Below are 20639 nucleotides of genomic sequence, written 5' to 3' on the forward strand. Positions count from 1 at the left end.
GCCTAACGCCCCAGATAGACGTCAATGACATCTTTGTTGGCTGTGACATGGGCCAGGCTGCCTTCTGCCAAAACCGAACCCTCATGCAGCACGGTCACCTTGCAGTTCAGCTTTTCGACAAAATCCATGTCATGCTCCACCACCACCACAGCGCGGGTCTTGGCGGCCTCTTTCAGAATGTCGGTCGTATGATCGCGCTCTGCCGGGGTCATGCCCGCCGCCGGTTCATCGACCAACAGCAGCTTCGGGTCCTGAGCCAGCAGCATTCCAATCTCCAGCCACTGCTTTTGTCCGTGGCTCAACTCGCCGGCCTTGCGGGTCAGCTGCGCCGTCAGGTTGATCTCATCGGCCAACGCCTCGATCCGTGCGGCGCCATCGGTCGTTTTCTTGTAAAACAGCACGGCCCAAGGCGAACGGTCATTGCGAAGCGCCATGGCCAGGTTCTCCCGCACGGTCTGATCCTCGAACACGGTTGGCCGCTGAAACTTGCGCCCCACCCCGGCGCGCGCGATCTGACTTTCAGACATCTTCAGCAGCGACACCGACTTGTCCCCCCAGATCACCCGCCCTTCATTGGGCCGCGTCTTGCCAGTCACAATGTCCATGAACGTGGTCTTGCCAGCGCCATTCGGGCCGATGATGGCGCGCAGCTCGGCATCCGCGATCTGAAACGACAGGTTGTTGATCGCCTTGAACCCGTCGAACGAGACGGAAACACCGGATACTTCCAACAGCGTGCTCATTGCTCCACCTCCCGGCGCGATCCCTGATCAGGGCCTAGATCCGCACCAGGGCGGTCGGGCATGGGCTTGCGCACCAGGTAGTCGAACAACCCGCCCATCCCCTTGGGCGCGAACAGTGTCACCGCGACAAAAGACAAACCTAACAGCACCAGCCACCAATCTGTCCACTGGATCCGGTAGAAGCCAAGGTTCACATCCGGCGCACCGCCGCCCGTGAACCAACTGGACAAGAGGGAGACAAAAGCCGCCCCGATAACCGCCCCGTACAAGCGACCGCGTCCCCCAATGGCGACCCAAACCGCAAGGTAGATCGACGCAATCGGCGCAATCTCCGCCGGATTGATGATCCCAGCCTGTGGGTAATACAAGGCACCCGCGACAGCAGCGATGATCGCCGTTACCGTGAACACGAACAGCTTGTAGCCCTCAACATTGTAGCCCAGGAACCGCACACGTGCTTCGTCATCGCGGATCCCACGGATCACGCTGCCGAACTTGCCCGACACGACCCAGGCCGCCATCAAATAGCCCAACCCCAAGGCCAGTGCAGAGGCCCACAAGAACCACAACGACACCCAAGCCTGGGACATACCCGACAAGCCGGGGATGTTCTGCAGACCCGACAGCCCGTTATTTCCGCGCAACCCGCTATCGTTCTGAAACAGGTAGAGCGACAGGGCCAAGGTCATCGCCTGCGTCAAGATCGACAGGTAAACACCCGTCACCCGGCTGCGAAACGCGAGCCATCCAAAAATCAACGCCAACGCCCCCGGCACCAGTACGACCAACGCCAGTTGCGCCGCCAGACTATCGGCAAAGAACCAGATCATCGGGATCTCGGCCCCGCCGACAACGCCAAAGATCTGCGTGCCGATCGCATCACGCACCTCTTCCGGTGTCGGCGGCAAGGGTGCGTTCTCCAGGCTGCCCAGCACGATGCCCTTAGTCCGCTCATACATCAGCCACATGCCAATCATGTAGCCGCCCAACCCAAAGAAAGCGAAATGCCCCAGGCTCAGGATACCGCAATAGCCCCAGACCAGATCCATGGCGATTGCAATCAGACACAGGCACAGCGTCTTGCCCAATGTCTTGATGAACGAGGTCGACAGAACCCCCATCCCCATCGCCTCTGACATCACGGTCACGGTCAGGGTGAACACCGCAAGCAAAGCAATAAAGATCAGAACAGAGGGATTCCTGGCGAAAAAACTACGTTGCATGTTAATCCCCCGCCGCACGGCCCTTCAGGGCGATGATCCCTTTGGGCCGAAACTGGATGAAGATGATAATGAACACGATCATAAAGGTTTGCGCGGCCAGGGTATTCGATGGGTTGAACCATTCGATCCACTTTTGCAGGAACCCGATCAACGTGGCACCCAGAAGCGTGCCCCAGATATTGCCCACACCGCCCACAACAACCGTCATAAAGGACTGCACGATATAGTCTGATCCCAGTTCAGAGGTTACCTTGGCGTAAAGACCAATCGCCACGCCCGCGATCCCGGCAATGCCCGACCCCAGACCAAAGGTCAGCATGTTGATCTTGTCGGGATTGATCCCCATCGACGCCGCCATGCGCGGATTCTGCGTCACCGCCCGCACCTCCAATCCCAGCCGCGTTCGCTTCAGGATGAACAGCAAGAGGAACAAAAAGATCAGCCCCAGCCCGAAAATCGCAATCCGGATATAGCTGACGCTCACCACGTCGTTCATTACCCAGGCACCATCCAACCACGCTGGGGAAGTCAGAGGCCGCGCCTGCGTACCAAAGATGTTCTTGGCCAACTGCTGTAACGCAATCGAAATACCAAACGTCGCCAGCAATGTCTCCAGCGGGCGATTGTACAACCACCGGATCACCAACCGCTCCATCGCAACGCCCGCACCAAAGGTCACCGCAAAGGCCAGTGGCAGTGCCAAGAGGATCGACAGGGTGTAATCGGGCACAAACAACTGCACCACATAACCGGTATAGGCGCCCATCATGATGAACTCACCATGGGCCATGTTGATGACCCCCATCACACCAAAGGTGATCGCCAAGCCGATGGCCGCCAGGAAATAGATCGACGCCAGGCTCAATCCGTCCAAACTCAGGTCCAGCACCTGGTAGAACGCGACGCGCTGGTTGATGATACCCAATGTTCCCTGCACGGCATCCGTCACCTCGGCAGAGGGTTCGGTATAAACCTCGTAAAATTCATGGGCGCGTAACGCCGCCTCGCGCTCTTCTGCAGTGACCGACGGGGGGGCCAAACCTTCGGCGGTCAAGACCGCAAAGGCCCGTTCTCGCGCCACATCGCTATCCAATTCGGCAACCGGCACGCCGCCCACCGCGCCCTCGGCGATACTTGCAATCAACGCCGCCTTGCGCGCCTCGGCCCCAATATCGGGCAAGGCCAGCTCAGCAGAGACGAGCATCTGATAGGCAGCATCTTCCGACAGATCCTCACTGCCCACGCGCAGCTTGCGCGCCACATTGGCATCGTCCGGTGGCCCGTCGATAGATACCACCCGCCTTGTGGCCAAAAGCGGGTTCAACGCCGCCCGCGTCTCCAGGCTCAACTTATCGCGCATCCCCTCAGCGGCGGCCACCCGCTCGGCGATATCCGCGCCAAAGCGCACAGTCAGCAGCGCCAACAACACCTCCTTGCGCCTCTTGATCTCCGCATCCGGCTCATCCACCATTGAGTTGCGCAATGGTTCCAGCTGGCTCCTATCCGGGCGCCTCTCAATCGCGCGCAAGGCCGCCATACGCCGCCGTGGCTCTGGATCGCTCAACTGAAATTCCACCAAGGCAGAGCCGATCACCCCGCGCACCCCGGAATTGGGCTTTAAATTCTTCAGGTCTCGCTTACCCGCCTCGCCCACAACCGCGCCGGAAGAGACGTCAATTAGCTGATAGGTTTGCTTGTCATCGGTTTCGACATAGAAAAACAGCCCATCTGCCTTGCGCTGCCACACAGCTTTGTCCTGCCACTGCTCCAGAAACGCTGCCCCCTCAGACCCGCCTCGCTCAGCAATATCGGCCAGAACAGCGTCCACAGTCTTGCGGCTCGCCTTCTCGATCGCGGCCCGATTGTCCTGCAGCACATCCTGCAGATCGGCCCACCCCACCCCCAGACAGGCCAACCAAACTACAAATGCCGCCAGCAAACCCTTCATCGCACTCCGCCCCATGCAAGGATCCTCGCCCTTACTTTCTTATTGGTAAAAATACTCCCGCCGGAGGCTCCCATCCCCTCGAACAAGCCCCGGCGGCAGAACAGGAGGCACACCGAAATGGGCCTCCAACAGGAAGGGTTTTCAACCCACCGCTCGCATCAATAGTTCGACTGGATCTGCACGCAGCTTGAGGTCTCGGTATTGTACATGCCGCAACCCAGATCTTTCCAATCAGACTTCAGCACAGCAGATTCCGGCAAGAAATCGGTCCAGGCATCGCCCGGCACTTCATCGGTCTGGCTGATGATATCAAACTGTCCATCCTCGGTGATCTCGCCGATTAGCACAGGCTTGGCCAGATGGTGGTTCGGTAACATCACGGCCGTGCCACCGGTCAGGTTCGGAAACTCCTGACCATACATCGCGGTGCGCACCGCATCAACATCCGTGGTGCTCGCCGCTTCAACTGCCTGCACCCACATGTTGAAGCCAATGTAATGTGCCTCCATCGGGTCATTGGTCACGCGCTCGTCACCCATCTTGCCCTTCCAGGCTTTGATAAACGCGTCATTGGCCTCAGACTCGGCCGACTGAAAATAGTTCCAAGCGGCCAAATGACCAACCAGGTTCGAGGTATCCAGACCAGACAACTCTTCCTCGCCGACCGAGAAGGCCACAACCGGAATGTCGTCGGCCGAAATGCCAGCCGCCGCCAATTCCTTGTAGAACCCGATATTCGCATCACCGTTGATGGTCGAGATTACGCCAACCTTCTTGCCATCCGCGCCCAAGGCCACGACATCGGCCACGATCTTGGACCAGTCCGAATGCCCGAATGGCGTGTAGTTCACGAAGATATCGTCTTCCGGGATACCCTTATCCTTCAGGTATTGCTCCAGGATCTTGTTGGTTGTCCGCGGATAGACATAATCGGTGCCCAGCAGTGCGAATTTCTCAACACCCAGCTCTTCCAGATAGTAATCCGTGGCGGGTATGGCCTGTTGGTTTGGCGCGGCACCGGTGTAGAACACGTTCTTGGAGGACTCTTCCCCTTCATACTGCACCGGATAGAACAGCAGCCCGTTCAACTCCTCGATCACCGGCAGCACCGATTTGCGGCTGACAGACGTCCAGTTGCCAAAGATCACATCGACCTCATGAACGGTCAGCAACTCGCGCGCCTTCTCGGCAAAGAGCGGCCAATCAGAGGCCGGATCGACGACTACGGGCACCAACTGCTCACCCAGAACACCGCCCTTGGCATTCTGCTCTTCGATCAGCAGCAGCATCGTGTCTTTCAGCGTGGTCTCGGAAATCGCCATCGTGCCCGACAGCGAATGCAGGATACCGACCTTGATCTCGGCTTGGGCAAACGATGTCAGCGCCAGGGTGGCGGCCGCCGAAGATAGAAGTGTTTTCATCATGAATAGGGTTCCCCGTTGATCGTTATATTTGGAGCACCGGCATACGAGGTGCGCGGTCAACTGCTTAAAAACGAGGCGCGTTGCTGTCTGCATATAAATCTGGGATAGAGTTATGCAGCTTTTGCACAACCTATAACGGGTCCCATGAAGCACCTTCAGATTTACCATGCCTTCCGTGCTGTCGTGAAAGAGGGTTCAATCCGCAAAGCTGCTGAAACCATGGGGATTTCCGCCTCGGCCCTCAACCGGCAGATGGCGGGGCTTGAGGCAGAATTGCAGGTTACCCTGTTTGACCGCCGCGCCACTGGCGTCCGTCTTTCTGCTGCCGGAGAAATATACTATCGCCAATTTATTGAGCACATTGCCCGCCTTGACAGCGCAAAAATAACAGTTGCGGATTTACAAGGTGCACGGATCGGTCATGTCAGCGTCGCCGTGAGCCCAGAACTGGCCCAAGGATTCTTTCCGTTTGAAATCAAAAACTACCGGGAGATGTATCCTCGTGTGACCTTCAGCGTGGTGCCAGCCGCACCTACCGGGTTCGAAGATCAACTCAACCGGTTCGAAGCGGATCTCGCCCTGATCGTCCAACCCGAATTCACCGACGGGGTCGAGGTTTTGGCCATGGCCGACCTCCCCCTCTGCGCCATCACCGACCGCGACACCCTTCCGCTCGATGCCTTCCAGGACGCCGACCTCATCCTACCCGCACGCAGCCTCGGCTTGCGCGTCGTCATCGATCTGATCGCCAAGCGCAAGCGCCTCAACCTGCGCCCGGCCCTCGAAACACTGACCAGCATCCCCCCGGCCCTCATGCCACCCGGGGCCGTCCAACTTTGGCTCGCCCATGATCTGGTCGATCCAAACCTCGCCAAACCGCTCCCGCAGCTTGGCCATCCCACGGCACGAATCGTCCTTGGTCAACGCAAGGGTCACAGCCTATCTGTCGCCGCCAGCAAGTTCGCCAATCAATTGGTCAAACGATTGGCACACCTGTCGAGTTAAACCGCCAGTGACAAGACATCTGCATCGCGCGCCACCAAACCAAAGGCCACAGATCGCAAATCCTCATCCGAAAGAACCAGTGGATAAAGTGTCAAAACACCAAAGAGGTCAGCCGATTTGGCCCCTCGGGTTGTGACGGATGCTGTCACGTCACTTCCACTCATCCAAAGCCCAGCAGCCCAAGTGCATCACGGCTTTGGTAGAGTTGGCGCCGTGCGATCCAGACGTAACGCAGCATCGGAAAACCGCCACGGGCCGCGCACGCCCGGCACACCGTCGGGGTTAATCTGCAGTCCACGTGCCTTGATCTGCGGGTCGTCAAAAACCTGGTCGATGCGGTTGATCGGGCCCGCGGGGACCGTCGCAACTTCCAACGCCGCCAAAAGGTCGGCTGAGGGCCACATCAAAAGCGCATCCTGCAAGATCGCGCACAGGGCCACCCGGTTTACCACCCGTCCCGGATTGGTGGCGTAATCGGGGTTGGTGGCCAGATCCGCCAAACCCAGCACATCACATAAGCGTGCGAACTGCCCATCATTGCCCACCGAGATAATAACATGACCGTCTGCCGTGGCAAAAACCTGATAGGGCACCAGGTTCTGATGCGCATTCCCGGCCTGACCCGGCGCCACACCCGATGTGAAATAGTTCATCGCCTGATTGGCCAGCAAAGCCGTCGCACAATCCAGCAGGGACATATCCAAGTGCTGACCACGCCCGGTCCGATGGCGCTGCTCCACCGCGGCCAACACGCCAACCGCACCGTATAGACCGGTTACGATATCCGTGACGGCCACACCCAATTTCTGCGGCTCACCGCCCGGCGCGCCAGTGATCGACATCAGCCCGCTCATTCCTTGGATCAGAAAGTCATAGCCTGCGCGGCTGGCATAGGGTCCGTCCTGGCCAAACCCCGTGACCGAACAATAGATCAACCGCGGGTTCAGCGCCGCGAGGCTTGCGTAATCCAGCCTATATTTCGCCAATCCGCCAACCTTGAAATTCTCTACCAAAATGTCGGCATCCCGCACCAGATCCAGCACAGTCTGCCGCCCGGCCTCCGTACGAAAATCGGCCACGACCGAGGTTTTGCCTCGATTGGCCGCGTAGAAATATGCGGCAGTCTTGTCGCCATCCCGCTCAATGAACGGGGGGCCCCAGTGGCGGGTATCGTCGCCGTGGGGCGCTTCGACCTTCACCACTTGAGCGCCCAAATCGGCCAAGGCCTGCCCAATCCATGGCCCCGCCAGCACGCGCGCCAGTTCGACCACTTTCAACCCCTCAAGCGGAGCCTCTTTCCCGGTATCATCTGTCATGGCGTGACACTGGCATGGAGAAACGGAATGCGACAGGGGGTGACACCCTTCGGCAAACCTGTTTTAACCATTGATCAGACAGGGGCGTTCGGCATTGGCCGGTCTGAGAAGCACCCTTTGAACCTGAACCAGTTAAGACTGGCGGAGGGAGTCGATCTGGCAGGGCGCATCCCTGCCATTATCGGCCCTTCGCCCGGAGCGCCGATGCACCAAACCGCAGATATCCTGACCCGAATGCGCGCGCAGCCACCGCTGGTCCAGTGCGTCACCAATTTCGTCGCCATGAACTTCGCGGCCAACACTCTTCTAGCCGCAGGTGGTGCGCCCGCCATGGTCCACGCTGCCGAGGAGTCCGGCAATTTCGTCGCCCATGCAGGGGCCCTGACCATCAATATTGGCACGCTCAGCCCCGATTGGCGGCGCGGCATGGTCACCGCTGCGCGGGCCGCCAACGACACCGGCACACCCTGGGTGCTGGACCCGGTTGCCCATTTCGCCACCCCCTATCGCAGTGCAGCCGCCCAGGAACTCCTGACCCTCGGCCCAACCATCCTGCGCGGGAATGCCTCTGAAATTCTGGCACTCGCCGGCCAAACCAGCGCCGGGCGCGGCGTCGATGCTGGCGACACGGTCAGCGCCGCCGAAGGCGCCGCCCGCAGCCTCGCGCAGACCCACAAGATGATCGTCGCTGTGACCGGCGCCACGGATTACGTGACCGACGGCGCCCGATCCGCCCGCATCACTGGTGGCGATCCGATGATGGCCCAGATCACCGCAACCGGTTGCGCTTTGACCTGCCTGATCGGTGCCACCGCCGCCATCGCCCTCCCGTTCGAGGCCACGGTCACGGCCTTGGCCATCTTCGCCGAGGCCGGAGCCATCGCCGCCCCCAAGGCCCAAGGCCCCGGCTCCTTCGCGATGCACTTCCTCGACGCGCTCGCCACCGTCGATCCCGCCACTTTGCCCGCGCGGGTGATCCCGGCATGAGAGCACTTCCCGACCTCTCCACCTATCTCGTCCTCGACCCCGACCTCTGCGCGCCCATTGGCATGGTCGAAACCACCCGTCTTTCCGTGGCAGGCGGCGCCACCATCGTGCAACTCCGCCATAAGACGGCGACCACAGCCCAGCGCATCGCCCTTGGTCAGCATCTGAAAAACATGATCGCCGGGCGCGCCGCGTTATGTGTGAACGACGATATCGAGGCCGCCATGACACTTCAGGCCGATATCCTCCATATCGGCCAAGATGACATCGCTCCGGCGGAGGCACGCGCCCAGATCGGCGCCGATATGGTCCTGGGCCTGTCGGTCCACAGCGGTGAGACCGCGCAAGCCGTCGACCCGGCCATCGTCGACTATGTCGGTGTGGGCCCCGTCTTCGCGACCCAAACCAAATCCGACGCCAAGGCCCCCATCGGCCTGAACGGCCTGGCCGACATCATCGGGACCGCCCCGGTTCCCGCCGTGGCCATCGGCGGCGTCAAGACGGAGCATGCTGCCGCCTGCATCCAGGCCGGTGCCGCAGGCATCGCCGTCGTCTCGGCCATCTGCGGTCGGCCCGACCCGCGCGCCGCAACCGCTAATTTGGTCGATACCATTCGAAAGGCCCGCCCATGATCGCAACCGCCCTTTCTATCGCGGGATCCGATCCGTCGGGCGGCGCCGGGATCCAGGCCGACCTGAAGACCTTTTCAGCCAATGGTGTCTACGGCATGGCCGCCCTCACGGCACTCACTGCCCAGAACACCACCGGCGTCAGCGGCGTCCACCTGATCCCGCCCAACTTTGTTGCCGACCAGATCCGCGATGTTCTATCCGACATCCCGCCCGGCGCGATCAAGATCGGCATGATCGCCACCGCCGACATCGCGCAAGCCACAGCCGACGCCCTGACAACCGATGCCCCCATCGTGATCGACCCGGTGATGGTGGCAAAAGGCGGCCACGCGCTCTTAGCCGATGACGCGGTGGCCGTGATCCGCGATACGCTCCTACCCCGTGCGACGCTGATTACCCCCAACCTTCCCGAAGCCGGCGCTTTGCTAGGCACCGCGACCGCCACAACCCAAGCAAAGATGGAAGACCAGGCCCAAGCCCTCCTGACCCTCGGCCCCCTGGCGGTACTCCTGAAAGGCGGTCACCTTGATGCGCCCGACAGCCCGGATCTGCTGGCAACGCCCCAAGGCACCAACTGGATGACAGCCCCGCGCACACAGACCAAAAACACCCACGGCACGGGCTGTACCCTCTCCGCCGCCATCGCCGCCAACCTCGCCAAAGGCCGACCGCTTCCCGACGCGGTCGCTGCCGCAAAAACCTACGTCTCAGGCGCCATCGCCGCCGCGGACCACCTGCAATTGGGCGCCGGTCACGGGCCGACGCATCACTTCCATGCCCTCTGGGCCAAAGACCAAGGATAATCCATGCGCCACACACTTACCGCCCTCGCACTCATCCTCGCGACGCCAGCCATGGCCGCCGACAAGATCACTCTGATCCTGGACTGGTTCATCAACCCTGATCACGGGCCGATCATCATCGCCCAGGAAAAGGGATACTTTGCCGAACAGGACCTTGAGGTCGAGGTGACGGCCCCCGCCGATCCTTCGGTCCCGCCCAAGATGGTCGCCGCAGGCCAGGCTGACCTCGCTGTCAGCTACCAGCCACAGCTTCACCTTCAGGTGGCTGAGGGCCTGCCGTTGGTGCGCATCGGCACCCTGGTCTCAACCCCGCTCAACTGCCTTTTGGTTCTGGAAGACGGCCCGATCAAATCCGTGGCGGACCTCAAGGGCAAAAAGGTCGGCTTTTCGGTTGCCGGTGTCGAAGAGGCGGTCCTGGGCAGCATGCTCGCCCAACACGACCTGACCATGGACGATGTCGAAATGGTCAACGTCAACTGGTCCCTCTCGCCCTCCCTCATGTCCGGCCAGGTCGATGCCGTCATCGGCGCCTACCGTAATTTTGAACTCAACCAGATGGAAATCGACAAGGTCCCCGGTCGCTGTTTCTATGTCGAGGAAGAGGGCCTGCCCCCCTATGACGAACTGATCTACGTGGCCAACCGCGACACGATGGATCGGGACAAGCTGCAACGCTTCATCGCCGCCACCGAAAAGGCCACGCAATACATCATCAACAACCCCGATGAGAGTTGGGAGATCTTTTCCGGCACCTCCACCGACCTTCAGGATGAGTTAAACGCCAAGGCCTGGATCGACACCCTGCCCCGCTTTGCCCTCACTCCCGCCGGTCTGGATGCTGGCCGCTATGCCCGGTTCGAGGCGTTCTTGGCCGAGGCCGGTCTGGTCCAAGGTACCCGCACTGTGCCCGAACTTGCCATCGACCTGGGCGCCCAATGACCTACGGGCGCGCCTTTGATCTGTGGCGCCAGGCGGCCCAACCCCATTGGGACGCCTATACCCGCCATGCCTTTGTCGACGGGCTGCGCGACGGCTCCCTCCCCCAGGCAAACTTCCTGCATTACCTCGTGCAGGACTACGTCTTCCTGACCCATTTCTCTCGCGCCTGGGCCCTCGCCGTCGTCAAGTCCGAGACCCTGGCCGAGATGCGCATCGCAGGGGCGGTTGTCGACGGTCTGGTGAACCACGAGATGCAGCTCCATATCGGCATCTGCGCCAAGGCGGGCATCGCCGAAGAGGATCTGTTCACCGCGACCGAAGAGACCGGCAACCTGGCCTATACCCGCTATGTCATGGATGCGGGCCTATCGGGCGATTTCGCAGATCTGATCACGGCGCTGGCTCCTTGTGTCCTGGGCTACGGCGAAATAGGCGCGCGCTTGGCGTCGCAAGCCGCGCCTGACACCCCTTACGCCGATTGGATCGGGACTTATGCGGGCGACGATTACCAGAAACTCTGCCGTGATGTGGGCGGCCTGATCGACAACGCGCTGGCCCGCCGGATCGGGCCGGATTTCACCACCTGCCCCCGCTGGGCCACCCTGACGGACCGCTTCGTCACAGCCACGCGGCTAGAGGTCGGTTTCTGGGATATGGGCCTCGCCGGACCCTCGACCACGGGATGAGACACGGGCAAATGCTGCACTGCGGTATGTATGGCGTATGTATGATTTGTGTATCGGTTCTGCATGGGCCGCGTCGCCCGTGACAGCGCCCACCATCAGCTTTCGCGGCTCTGCGGCAATCGACGGCGTGGCGCTGTTTGCCGACCTTTCGTTTGATGTCGTGGCAGGTGGTTGGACCTGCCTTCTTGGCCCCTCAGGTGTAGGCAAGACAACGCTGCTCCGGCTGATCGCCGGGCTGGAAACCGGTAGCGATTTCAATGGCTTGATCAAGGCGTCAGATAGGGCACCGATCTCGCCGCGCGTGGCGTTGATGGCACAAACCGACCAGTTGATGCCCTGGCTCGATGTGATGGGTAACGTGACCCTTGGCGCATGCCTTCGGGGAGAGGTGCCCGATCTGGATCACGTCCATATGTTGACAGATCGTCTTGGCCTTACCCCACATCTGGGCAAGCGACCGGCGCAACTCTCTGGCGGACAACGCCAACGGGTCGCCCTCGCCCGCACTTTGATGGAGGATCGACCTATCGTTCTGCTAGACGAGCCCTTCTCGGCCCTTGACGCCAAACTCAGGGCCGAGATGCAGGAACTCTTCGCAGAAGCCCTTGAATACAAAACAGTTTTTTTGGTGACCCACGATCCGGCAGAGGCCGCGCGGCTTGGCCATGCGATCCAGGTCCTACATCCCAACGGCCTGACCCAGCCCGACATGCCGACGACACCGCCCATCCGGGCCATTGACGCAACGGAAACCCTGCGCTGCCAAGCCAATCTATTGCATCTTCTCCGGACACTGGCATGATCCGCGGCGTCATCTCTGCCATCACTATCTTGTTGATTTGGCAGGCAATTGTCGTGCTGAGCGGCTGGCCACCCTTCATCCTGCCAGGCCCGTTACGGGTGCTGGAGGCGCTCTGGGCCAACCTGCCCAGCATTAGCTACCACGCCAGTATCACACTGTCCGAAGTGCTGATCGGCTTGGTTCTCGGCGCCCTCCTCGGTGCGCTAACAGCCATCCAACTCGCGGCGTCTCCGGTGGCCCGTTACATCGTCCAACCGATCCTTGTGGTAACCCAAGGGTTACCGGTTTTCGCGCTCGCCCCAATCCTGACCCTGTGGTTGGGTTTTGGTATCTGGTCCAAGGTGCTGATGGCCGTCTTGATCATCTATTTCCCTGTGACCATTGCATTTTTTGACGGGCTGATGCGAACCCCACCCGGCTGGCTGGACCTGGCGCGCACCATGGGGGGCAGCCCCACGCGCACCCTGATCCGCATCCGCATCCCCGCCGCAATCCCGCAACTGGCCGCGGGACTGAAACTCTCGGCTGTCTACGCACCTATCGGGGCGATCATCGGCGAATGGGTCGGTGCCTCCAAGGGCTTGGGCTACCTGATGCTGCTGGCCAATGGCCGGGTCAAGACCGATCTGATGTTCGCCGCTCTCATCGTGCTGGCGCTGATGACCTTGGCCTTGCATTATGGCGTCGGCGCGCTTTGTAACCGGCTTCAGAAACGCTTTTCGTAAATAGGGTCAGCCGCCCGACAGCCCGTCCCTAACCTGTTCAGAACAAAATGAAATCTCCGGCATCCAACCCGGATGCAGCCTCATTCGACAGGGTCAGCGCGTGTTTGGCGGCGCCGCTGCCCTCTCCATCCAGATCGATGTAAACCCGTGTATCCGAACCACGCTGACGCAGATCCACGTAACGCTCTTCAAAGGCATTGCTTCCGGTCAAACCATCGGCATTCGCCAGGATCGCACTGATATCGATCTGGTCATCGTTTGAGGTGCTGAAATCGGCAATCGTGTCCACACCGTCAAGGAATTCAAAGACATAGGTATCGGCGCCGTTACCGCCCTTCAACCAATCGCCGCCCTGACCCGCATAGATGATGTCATCGCCGCTGTTGCCCCATAACTCATCACTGCCCGAGCCACCGCGCAGGATGTCGTCGCCATCGTCGCCCTTCAGCAGGTCATTGCCGCCATTGCCACGAATGTCGTCATCGCCACGACCACCGCGCAATTGATCCCAGCCGCCGCCGCCCATGATCCGGTCATCGCCGCCACCGCCGCGAATGTCGTCATTGCCGCCCTCGCCCAATATCGTGTCGGCGCCGGGTGTGCCGACGATCTCATCTGCGTCGGCTGTTCCGATGATTGGGTCACCGGAGCCACCATCATTGCCGCCGTCCATGTCAGACGCATCACCCAGCCAGGCGTCCCGACCTTCGCCAGCGCCATGGCCCACATCGATGCCAAAGAAGGCGGCACTGGCAACACCGGTTCCTTCATGGGGATGGCCATCAGTGTTGTTTACACCCTGATAGAGACCTGATTTGAAATAGAAACTGTCATTGTCCCAAAAATCCGAAATCTCCGTTGCAGTGACCGTTTTCCCGGTCTTTTCGTCAATTGTATCGGCGGCCGAATAGGTCATGCCATCGGCATAGATCTTGACCGTCAGTTTGTTGTCACTGACATTGATGATGTAGGAAAAGGTCTCACCCAACGCGACATTGGGGCGGTTGCCGTTCTCATCCTCGAAATAAAAATACCGTTCGTCATCTTGGACCCCACCGGACCCACCGGTATGTTCGTTCGCGTAGTAGAGGTCCCCCTGGGAGTCGTAGTAGAGCCGGACCAGTTCATCATCCTCACCATGGATCTGACCGACGATGGCCCGGGCGAAATCGCGGGGACCGTTGCCCTCTTCCAACTCGGTGGAAAGCGCGTCGACCTTGAGCGTACCGGACAAGGTGCCACCTTCATTCACCGACCAGGCGGCATTGATGGTGCCATTTTCACCCTCCATCTCACGCAATTCGGACCGGACATATCGGGTATTGGCGCTGGTTTTTGCACCATTCACATCAGCGCGAAAGACCATCGCGTCCTGGCTGGCATCGTAGAAAAAGAACTCCTCAGCCTCGAACCCTTCGAACTTATCGTAGCCTTTGACTTCAAAGGCCTTGTCATCGAATGGGTTACCGTCGCCACCACCAGCGGCGAAATAATCCGCGTCGACCGGTAGTGTTATCTTCCAGTTTCTGAGGTCAAACGTATTGAAGTCCCATGCCATGAGGTGTCTCCTCCACAGAGCGTGTTTTTGTAAAGAACGTGGTCGGGCACTGGTCTGATATACATCTGTGTTAGTGTGCTAGTATACCAGAAGCGAGCAGTCAACGACACGGTATTTAGGCGGCGCCTCTTTGCTTTGATGGTTTGGCTCATGGATTCGCGTGGAAGGCGGGTTCCTCTCGCAACTCTGGCACTGCTGCCCTATAAGCGCTGGCACATTGCAGAGAGTCGCCCATGTATGAAGATCTTTCGCCCATCGACACAGCCAAACGGGTCGCGGCCACCCGGGCGGTTGCTTTTGTCGAAAATGGTATGAAGGTGGGGCTTGGTACGGGGTCCACAGCGGCATGGATGGTAAAGGCCTTGGCCGACAAGGTGCACGACAAAGGCCTGCGGATCGTTGGCGTCGCGACATCTGCCCAAACCGCGAAATTGGCCACGGAAATGGGGCTCACCATTGTCAGTCTGAATGATGCGAAATGGCTGGACCTGACCATTGACGGGGCCGATGAGTTTGACGGCAACCTGAGCCTGATTAAAGGTGGCGGCGGTGCCTTGTTGATCGAAAAGATCGTGGCGACCGCAAGCGACCGGATGATCGTGATCGCCGATGCCGCCAAAGAGGTGAACAAGCTGGGCGCCTTTCCCCTACCGGTCGAGGTGATCCCGTTCGGTTGGCAGACGACCAAAACCTTGATCGAGCAGGTCCTGGTGACGCTCGACGTCCTGGGTAGCGAGGTCACGCTACGTATGTCAGGCGACACACCATATGTGACCGATGAAGGTAACCACATCCTGGACCTGCATCTGCGGCAGATCACCAACCCGCGGCAAACCACGACCGTCTTGAACCAGATCCCAGGCGTTGTTGAAAACGGGCTGTTTGTCGACATCTGTGACGCCGTTGTGATCGGCCAGGGCGATGGCACAGTCGAGATGCGCGACATAAGTACGGGCAAGGTGCAATCCGACAAGATGATCCTGTCCGACCCCAAGAATGCATTCTCCGATTTGGGGAATACCTAAGGCCCCGCAGCGGCGGGATGGCAGGCAAAGGCAACATGATATGAGCTTTGACTACGATTTGTTTGTGATCGGTGGCGGATCCGGCGGAGTCCGGGCTGCGCGGGTGGCCGCAGGCGATACCAGTGCGACGGTTGCGCTGGCCGAAGAAAGCCGCCTGGGTGGAACATGCGTGATCCGGGGCTGTGTGCCGAAAAAGCTGATGGTCTTTGCCTCAACCTATTCCGAGGCGATGCGCGAGGCGCAGGATTACGGTTGGAATGTCATCCCCGGCGGGTTCAGTTGGCCAAAGTTCCAGACCCGATTGGAAACCGAGCTTGACCGCCTGGAAGAAATTTATGGCAATCTATTGGACAGTTCGGGGGTCAAGGTGTTTGACCAACGCGCAACCTTGGCCGACCCGCACACAGTGCAATTGGCCGACGGCACCAAGATCACCGCCAAGCATATTCTGGTGGCTACCGGGGGCTGGCCCGTTTTGCCGGATCTGCCCAATGCCGATCTTGGTATCACCTCGAACGAGATCTTCCACCTGCCGGAACTGCCGAAATCGATCTTGATCGTGGGTGGCGGCTACATCGCGTGTGAATTTGCCTGTATCCTGAACGGGTTGGGTGTGAAGGTCTGCCAGTATTATCGCGGTGCCCAGATCCTGCGTGGCTTTGATGACGAGGCGCGCGGTCATATCGCCGAACATATGAAACGCCATGGGATCGACCTGCATACCGGGACCAACATCCTTGAAATGGAAAAACGCGACGGTGGCATCTGGGTAAAGTCCACCACCGGCACCGAGATGACCTTTGATCAGGTGATGTTCGCCACCGGCCGCAACCCCAACACAAAGGGCATGGGGCTGGAACAGCTGGGGATTGAGATCGGTCGCCGTGGCGAGATCGTGGTGGATGACTACAGCCAGACCGCGGTGCCCTCAATCTACGCCATCGGGGACGTTACCAACCGCGTGCAATTGACGCCCGTTGCGATCCGCGAAGGCATGGCCTTCGTCGAGACCGTCTTTAAGGGCAACCCGACCAAACCGGACCATGTTCTGATCCCCTCGGCCGTGTTCACCCAGCCTGAAATGGGAACAATCGGCCTGAGCGAGGAAGAGGCGCGGGACCTGGAACCGATCGAGATTTACTGTACCTCCTTCCGCCCCATGCAGCAGGCCTTTATCGGGCGGGACGACCGGGTGCTGATGAAACTGGTCGTATCACAGCAGACACGTAAGGTTTTGGGATGTCATATCGTCGCCGACCATGCGGGTGAGATGATCCAACTGGCTGGCGTCGCGATCAAGATGGGCGCAACAAAAGAGGATTTCGACCGCACTGTGGCAGTCCATCCCACAATTTCGGAAGAATTGGTGACACTGAAGACTCCGGTCAGAACAGCTTGATTTTCAAGGTGACACGACCACTTACAAACAGACGTTTAGAATGGCTCTAGAAAGGTATCTGACACATGGCAGGTAACAGTGGCGGCCCCTGGGGCGGCGGCTCTGGCGGTAATGGCGGCGGCGGTGGGCGCAACAATGGCGGCGGTGGCCGTCGGCCCGACAATGACGGCCCACAGATCCCCGAGATCGACGAGATCATGAAAAAGGGGCAAGAGCAGCTGCGCGTTCTGATGGGCGGTCGCGGTGGGACGGGCCGTGGTCCGGGCGGCGGAGGCGGCGGGTTCAAGATGACCCGGGGTGCCTGGCTGTTGGCCGGTGGCGGTGTGTTCGTGCTTTGGTTTCTGGCCTCGTTCTACACGGTGGCACCGCAGGAAAAGGGTGTTGAGCTATTTCTGGGTGCTGAGTACCGCACAACCGATCCCGGTCCGCATCTTGCGCCCTGGCCCTTTATCACAGCCGAGGTTGTGCAGGTCACGACCGAACGGTCTGAAGGAATTGGGATTGGCCGCGCTGAAGATGGCTTGATGCTGACAACGGACGAAAACATCGTCGATATCGACTTTGAAGTTGTCTGGAATATCAGCGACCCGGCCAAATTCTTGTTTAACCTCAGGGACGGTCAGCAAACCGTGCGGGCTGTGTCGGAATCCGCAATGCGCGAGATCATCGCCCAGTCGCAACTGGCTCCGATTCTGAACCGGGATCGTGGTGCGATCCAGACCGCGGCATTCGAGCTGATCCAAAACACGCTCGACGGATATGAAAGCGGCATCGCCATTGTCCGTGTCAACCTTGACCGCGCCGACCCGCCACAGGAAGTCATCGATGCCTTCCGTGACGTTCAGGCCGCCGAACAGGAACGCGACCGGCTGGAGCGCCAGGCCGACGCCTATGCCAACCGGGTCCTTGCTGGTGCCCGTGGTGAGGCTGCCCAGGTTTTGGAACAAGCCGAAGCCTACCGGGCTCAGGTCGTCAATGAAGCGCAGGGTGAGGCGAGCCGCTTTTCTGCAGTTCTGACAGAGTATGCCAAGGCGCCGGATGTGACGCGCAAACGTCTGTATCTGGAAACGATGGAGAAAGTGCTGGGACGCGTGGACAAGATCATTCTGGACGACACAGCCGGTGGCGGTCAGGGCGTCGTACCCTATCTGCCACTTAATGAACTGCGCCGCCCCCCTGCATCTGCAGCGGCCACCGCAACGACGGGAGGAAACTGATATGAACCGTATGATGTATGCGCTTATCGCGGTCTTCCTGATCGCGGCAGTTCTTCTTTCGTCGATTTTCATCGTGGATGAACGGGAAAAGGCGTTGGTTCTGCAATTTGGGCAGATCCGCGCAGTGAAGGAAGATCCGGGCTTGGCCTTCAAGATCCCACTTATCCAGAATGTCGAACGGTATGACGACCGTATCTTGTCCCTCGATACCGACGCTATCGAAGTCACGCCGTCAGATGACCGGCGTCTGGTCGTTGACGCTTTCGCTCGCTACAGGATCGCCGATGTGCGTCGCTTCCGCGAAGCGGTTGGTGCCGCGGGTATCCAGGCCGCCGAACAGCGGTTGCAAGGTATTCTCAACCCCCAGATCCGGGCTGTTTTGGGTGCTGAAGGCGTTACATCCAATACGATCCTGTCGGCCGACAGGTCGTCGCTGATGGTGCGCATTCGCGAACTGGCGGATCAGCGAGCACGGGCACTCGGTCTTGTGGTCGTTGACGTGCGCTTGAAACAGACCAACCTGCCGACCCAGAACCTGGATGCGACCTTTGACAGGATGCGTGCCGAAAGGCAACGGGAAGCTGCCGATGAACGCGCCCGCGGTGAGGAAGCCGCCTTGCGGGTTCGCGCCCAGGCCGACCGGACCGTAGTTGAACTTGTGTCCGAGGCGCGGCGCGAAAGCGAGATCACACGGGGTGAAGCCGATGCAGAGCGGAATGCAATCTTTGCATCCGCATTTGGTGCCGACGAAGACTTCTTTGAATTCTATCGATCGTTAACGGCCTATGATCGTGCGCTGCAAGGACAGAATTCGACCATGGTTATCTCACCCGATAGTGAGTTCTTCGAGTTTTTGAACGGCTCGCAGGTGACCTCTGGCTCCGGTATCGCCGCCCCAGCATCTGAGTGATGACGACGGTTCTGCTGGCGTTAGGCCTGGTTCTGGTGATCGAGGGCTTGGTTCTGGCCCTCCTGCCGGATCGATTGGATCAGATCCTGGAACAGTTGGCTGAAATACCTGTGGAGGCCCGGCGCATGCTGGGCCTTCTTGCCATGACGCTAGGTGGCACCTTTGCCTGGCTGGTGCATTGGATTTCGGGCTAGGCTGCCTCCAGCAGGAATATTTTCGCGCACCTGAGATCAAAGTGGATGAAGATTTCGGTCTCCCCCCTCATCTGAGCCACTGGACATGATCAAAACATGTATCTCCGCGATACTGCCGGAACCACATCTGTGGCAGCAACGGTGACAATACAGAGTGGCCGCGATGCGAGCCGAGCCCATTAGCCAGTCTCAGCAATCGGGATGTTTCGAACTTCGTCCATCAAACGGCGCATCTCCTTGATGGCCCGATCCAGTCCAACAAAAATGGACTCACCCATCAGAAAATGCCCGATATTTAGCTCCACGACTGAAGGGAGCGCAGCAATCGGGTTGACTGTCTCATAGCTAAGGCCGTGTCCGGCATGGACCTCCAACCCAATGTCGTGGGCCAGGGCGGCCATCTCCGTCAGACGCGCCAATTCCAGGTCGCGCTCTTCGAACCGGCCGTCCGCGTGAAAATCGCAGTAGGCCCCGGTGTGCAACTCAACGACTGCGGCGCCAATCCTATGGGAGGCGCGGATCTGCGCCTCATCCGCGGCGACAAACAGGGAGACCCGGCACCCCACCTCCGCCAAAGGCGCTATGAAATGCGCCAAACGATTATCGTCGCCCGCAACTTCAAGGCCACCCTCCGTCGTTCGTTCTTCCCGCCGTTCCGGTACGATGCAGACAGCGTGGGGCCGGTGGCGCAAAGCTATGGCCTGCATCTCTTTCGTCGCCGCCATCTCGAAATTGAGCGGCGTGGTCAAATGCTCCATCAGGTGATCAATATCCGCATCACGTATATGGCGACGATCTTCGCGCAGATGTGCCGTGATCCCGTCCGCACCGGCTGCCTCAGCCATTTTGGCGGCCCTTACCGGGTCGGGCACAGCACCTCCGCGAGCATTCCGCAATGTGGCCACATGATCGATATTTACCCCAAGGCGCAACCGGTCTGACATCTCAATAATCCCCTCACGACAGTACATAACAAAATGACTGCGCGTTCGGACCGGTCAAGGGGGTCATGTCGTCTGGTTAACTGGTGCGATTGACGGGATCACTCACCAATCGGAAGCGATCGGTCGCATTCCCGTAATTTCTTGGAACGATCAACTGCG

General features: G+C 59.7%; 21 protein-coding genes and 1 riboswitch. Of the genes, 13 read left to right on the plus strand and 8 right to left on the minus strand.

The window, feature by feature from the left end:
* Positions 1 to 2: 2 nt before the first annotated feature.
* From urtD to urtA, 4 genes are all read right to left on the minus strand, one after another.
* Entirely contained in the window at positions 3 to 743 is a 741-nt protein-coding gene (gene urtD, locus IU397_RS13200) for an urea ABC transporter ATP-binding protein UrtD (protein WP_204414272.1), read from the minus strand.
* Entirely contained in the window at positions 740 to 1966 is a 1227-nt protein-coding gene (gene urtC, locus IU397_RS13205) for an urea ABC transporter permease subunit UrtC (RefSeq protein WP_204414274.1), read from the minus strand. The genes urtD and urtC overlap by 4 nt, the downstream gene beginning before the upstream one ends.
* Position 1967: 1 nt before the next feature.
* Entirely contained in the window at positions 1968 to 3929 is a 1962-nt protein-coding gene (gene urtB, locus IU397_RS13210; RefSeq protein ID WP_370541684.1) for an urea ABC transporter permease subunit UrtB, read from the minus strand.
* Between the two features lie 143 nt (positions 3930 to 4072).
* On the minus strand, positions 4073 to 5335 hold the full coding sequence (gene urtA / locus IU397_RS13215; RefSeq protein WP_204414590.1) for an urea ABC transporter substrate-binding protein: 1263 nt from the start codon (positions 5333 to 5335) through the stop codon (positions 4073 to 4075).
* A gap of 147 nt (positions 5336 to 5482) precedes the next feature.
* On the opposite strand from urtA, the gene IU397_RS13220 reads away from it, so the two are divergent.
* Positions 5483 to 6343 carry a LysR family transcriptional regulator gene (locus IU397_RS13220; RefSeq protein ID WP_204414276.1) on the plus strand — a complete coding sequence of 287 codons (861 nt, stop codon included), beginning with the start codon at positions 5483 to 5485 and terminating at the stop codon, positions 6341 to 6343.
* Here IU397_RS13220 and IU397_RS13225 read toward each other — a convergent pair.
* Together IU397_RS13225 and IU397_RS13230 are read right to left on the minus strand one after the other, a co-directional pair.
* Positions 6340 to 6492 carry a hypothetical protein gene (locus tag IU397_RS13225; protein WP_204414278.1) on the minus strand — a complete coding sequence of 51 codons (153 nt, stop codon included), beginning with the start codon at positions 6490 to 6492 and terminating at the stop codon, positions 6340 to 6342. The genes IU397_RS13220 and IU397_RS13225 overlap by 4 nt on opposite strands.
* Positions 6493 to 6531: 39 nt before the next feature.
* Complete coding sequence (locus tag IU397_RS13230; protein ID WP_204414280.1) at positions 6532 to 7659, minus strand: CaiB/BaiF CoA-transferase family protein; 1128 nt, start codon at positions 7657 to 7659, stop codon at positions 6532 to 6534.
* 70 nt (positions 7660 to 7729) lie between these two features.
* Positions 7730 to 7826, plus strand: a riboswitch (TPP riboswitch).
* Between the two features lie 37 nt (positions 7827 to 7863).
* Between IU397_RS13230 and thiM the strand changes: the two genes are divergently transcribed.
* The 7 genes from thiM (at position 7864) to IU397_RS13265 (ending at position 13233) form a co-directional block, all read left to right on the plus strand.
* On the plus strand, positions 7864 to 8646 hold the full coding sequence (gene thiM, locus IU397_RS13235; RefSeq protein WP_204414281.1) for a hydroxyethylthiazole kinase: 783 nt from the start codon (positions 7864 to 7866) through the stop codon (positions 8644 to 8646).
* Complete coding sequence (gene thiE / locus IU397_RS13240; protein WP_204414283.1) at positions 8643 to 9278, plus strand: thiamine phosphate synthase; 636 nt, start codon at positions 8643 to 8645, stop codon at positions 9276 to 9278. Before thiM ends, thiE begins: the two co-directional genes overlap by 4 nt.
* Complete coding sequence (thiD, locus tag IU397_RS13245; RefSeq protein ID WP_204414285.1) at positions 9275 to 10081, plus strand: bifunctional hydroxymethylpyrimidine kinase/phosphomethylpyrimidine kinase; 807 nt, start codon at positions 9275 to 9277, stop codon at positions 10079 to 10081. Before thiE ends, thiD begins: the two co-directional genes overlap by 4 nt.
* A 3-nt stretch (positions 10082 to 10084) precedes the next feature.
* Entirely contained in the window at positions 10085 to 11020 is a 936-nt protein-coding gene (locus tag IU397_RS13250; RefSeq protein WP_204414287.1) for an ABC transporter substrate-binding protein, read from the plus strand.
* A complete protein-coding gene (gene tenA, locus IU397_RS13255; protein WP_204414295.1) occupies positions 11017 to 11706 on the plus strand; it encodes a thiaminase II in 690 nt (229 codons plus the stop codon). The genes IU397_RS13250 and tenA overlap by 4 nt, the downstream gene beginning before the upstream one ends.
* Positions 11707 to 11785: 79 nt before the next feature.
* Positions 11786 to 12508 carry an ABC transporter ATP-binding protein gene (locus tag IU397_RS13260; RefSeq protein ID WP_370541685.1) on the plus strand — a complete coding sequence of 241 codons (723 nt, stop codon included), beginning with the start codon at positions 11786 to 11788 and terminating at the stop codon, positions 12506 to 12508.
* Positions 12505 to 13233: an ABC transporter permease gene (locus IU397_RS13265; protein ID WP_204414305.1), complete on the plus strand. Its 729-nt coding sequence runs from the start codon at positions 12505 to 12507 to the stop codon at positions 13231 to 13233. The genes IU397_RS13260 and IU397_RS13265 overlap by 4 nt, the downstream gene beginning before the upstream one ends.
* Positions 13234 to 13270: 37 nt before the next feature.
* On the opposite strand, the gene IU397_RS13270 is transcribed toward IU397_RS13265, so the two are convergent.
* Positions 13271 to 14791 (minus strand): polysaccharide lyase family 7 protein, encoded by a 1521-nt coding sequence (locus IU397_RS13270; RefSeq protein ID WP_204414307.1) that lies wholly within the window; start codon positions 14789 to 14791, stop codon positions 13271 to 13273.
* 233 nt (positions 14792 to 15024) lie between these two features.
* On the opposite strand from IU397_RS13270, the gene rpiA reads away from it, so the two are divergent.
* The 5 genes from rpiA to IU397_RS13295 all read left to right on the plus strand — a co-directional run bounded on the left by rpiA (position 15025) and on the right by IU397_RS13295 (position 19536).
* Positions 15025 to 15816, plus strand: coding sequence for a ribose-5-phosphate isomerase RpiA (gene rpiA / locus IU397_RS13275; RefSeq protein ID WP_204414309.1), 792 nt, complete (start codon positions 15025 to 15027; stop codon positions 15814 to 15816).
* 40 nt (positions 15817 to 15856) lie between these two features.
* Positions 15857 to 17215: a glutathione-disulfide reductase gene (gor, locus tag IU397_RS13280; protein WP_204414311.1), complete on the plus strand. Its 1359-nt coding sequence runs from the start codon at positions 15857 to 15859 to the stop codon at positions 17213 to 17215.
* A 65-nt stretch (positions 17216 to 17280) separates the two neighbouring features.
* Complete coding sequence (gene hflK / locus IU397_RS13285) at positions 17281 to 18432, plus strand: FtsH protease activity modulator HflK (protein WP_204414313.1); 1152 nt, start codon at positions 17281 to 17283, stop codon at positions 18430 to 18432.
* Position 18433: 1 nt separating this feature from the next.
* Positions 18434 to 19342, plus strand: a complete 909-nt coding sequence (hflC, locus tag IU397_RS13290) for a protease modulator HflC (protein ID WP_204414315.1) — start codon at positions 18434 to 18436, stop codon at positions 19340 to 19342.
* Positions 19342 to 19536, plus strand: a complete 195-nt coding sequence (locus IU397_RS13295) for a DUF2065 domain-containing protein (RefSeq protein ID WP_204414317.1) — start codon at positions 19342 to 19344, stop codon at positions 19534 to 19536. Before hflC ends, IU397_RS13295 begins: the two co-directional genes overlap by 1 nt.
* Before the next feature lie 179 nt (positions 19537 to 19715).
* Here the strand turns inward: IU397_RS13295 and IU397_RS13300 are convergent, their stop codons facing one another.
* Positions 19716 to 20480 (minus strand): pyridoxine 5'-phosphate synthase, encoded by a 765-nt coding sequence (locus IU397_RS13300; protein WP_204414319.1) that lies wholly within the window; start codon positions 20478 to 20480, stop codon positions 19716 to 19718.
* Between the last annotated feature and the right edge of the window lie 159 nt (positions 20481 to 20639).

Source organism: Actibacterium sp. 188UL27-1 (genome assembly GCF_016901225.1).
Lineage (GTDB): Bacteria > Pseudomonadota > Alphaproteobacteria > Rhodobacterales > Rhodobacteraceae > 188UL27-1.

What these genes read in the sequence shown, in the direction of transcription:
- rpiA (WP_204414309.1), top strand. Translation starts at nt 15,025, where the DNA reads ATGTATGAAGATCTTTCGCCCATCGACACAGCCAAACGGGTCGCGGCC.
- IU397_RS13230 (WP_204414280.1), bottom strand. Translation starts at nt 7,659, where the DNA reads ATGACAGATGATACCGGGAAAGAGGCTCCGCTTGAGGGGTTGAAAGTG.
- IU397_RS13220 (WP_204414276.1), top strand. Translation starts at nt 5,483, where the DNA reads ATGAAGCACCTTCAGATTTACCATGCCTTCCGTGCTGTCGTGAAAGAG.
- gor (WP_204414311.1), top strand. Translation starts at nt 15,857, where the DNA reads ATGAGCTTTGACTACGATTTGTTTGTGATCGGTGGCGGATCCGGCGGA.
- urtA (WP_204414590.1), bottom strand. Translation starts at nt 5,335, where the DNA reads ATGAAAACACTTCTATCTTCGGCGGCCGCCACCCTGGCGCTGACATCG.
- IU397_RS13250 (WP_204414287.1), top strand. Translation starts at nt 10,085, where the DNA reads ATGCGCCACACACTTACCGCCCTCGCACTCATCCTCGCGACGCCAGCC.
- IU397_RS13300 (WP_204414319.1), bottom strand. Translation starts at nt 20,480, where the DNA reads ATGTCAGACCGGTTGCGCCTTGGGGTAAATATCGATCATGTGGCCACA.
- urtB (WP_370541684.1), bottom strand. Translation starts at nt 3,929, where the DNA reads ATGGGGCGGAGTGCGATGAAGGGTTTGCTGGCGGCATTTGTAGTTTGG.
- IU397_RS13265 (WP_204414305.1), top strand. Translation starts at nt 12,505, where the DNA reads ATGATCCGCGGCGTCATCTCTGCCATCACTATCTTGTTGATTTGGCAG.
- thiD (WP_204414285.1), top strand. Translation starts at nt 9,275, where the DNA reads ATGATCGCAACCGCCCTTTCTATCGCGGGATCCGATCCGTCGGGCGGC.
- tenA (WP_204414295.1), top strand. Translation starts at nt 11,017, where the DNA reads ATGACCTACGGGCGCGCCTTTGATCTGTGGCGCCAGGCGGCCCAACCC.
- urtC (WP_204414274.1), bottom strand. Translation starts at nt 1,966, where the DNA reads ATGCAACGTAGTTTTTTCGCCAGGAATCCCTCTGTTCTGATCTTTATT.
- thiE (WP_204414283.1), top strand. Translation starts at nt 8,643, where the DNA reads ATGAGAGCACTTCCCGACCTCTCCACCTATCTCGTCCTCGACCCCGAC.
- hflC (WP_204414315.1), top strand. Translation starts at nt 18,434, where the DNA reads ATGAACCGTATGATGTATGCGCTTATCGCGGTCTTCCTGATCGCGGCA.
- urtD (WP_204414272.1), bottom strand. Translation starts at nt 743, where the DNA reads ATGAGCACGCTGTTGGAAGTATCCGGTGTTTCCGTCTCGTTCGACGGG.
- IU397_RS13295 (WP_204414317.1), top strand. Translation starts at nt 19,342, where the DNA reads ATGACGACGGTTCTGCTGGCGTTAGGCCTGGTTCTGGTGATCGAGGGC.
- IU397_RS13270 (WP_204414307.1), bottom strand. Translation starts at nt 14,791, where the DNA reads ATGGCATGGGACTTCAATACGTTTGACCTCAGAAACTGGAAGATAACA.
- hflK (WP_204414313.1), top strand. Translation starts at nt 17,281, where the DNA reads ATGGCAGGTAACAGTGGCGGCCCCTGGGGCGGCGGCTCTGGCGGTAAT.
- thiM (WP_204414281.1), top strand. Translation starts at nt 7,864, where the DNA reads ATGCACCAAACCGCAGATATCCTGACCCGAATGCGCGCGCAGCCACCG.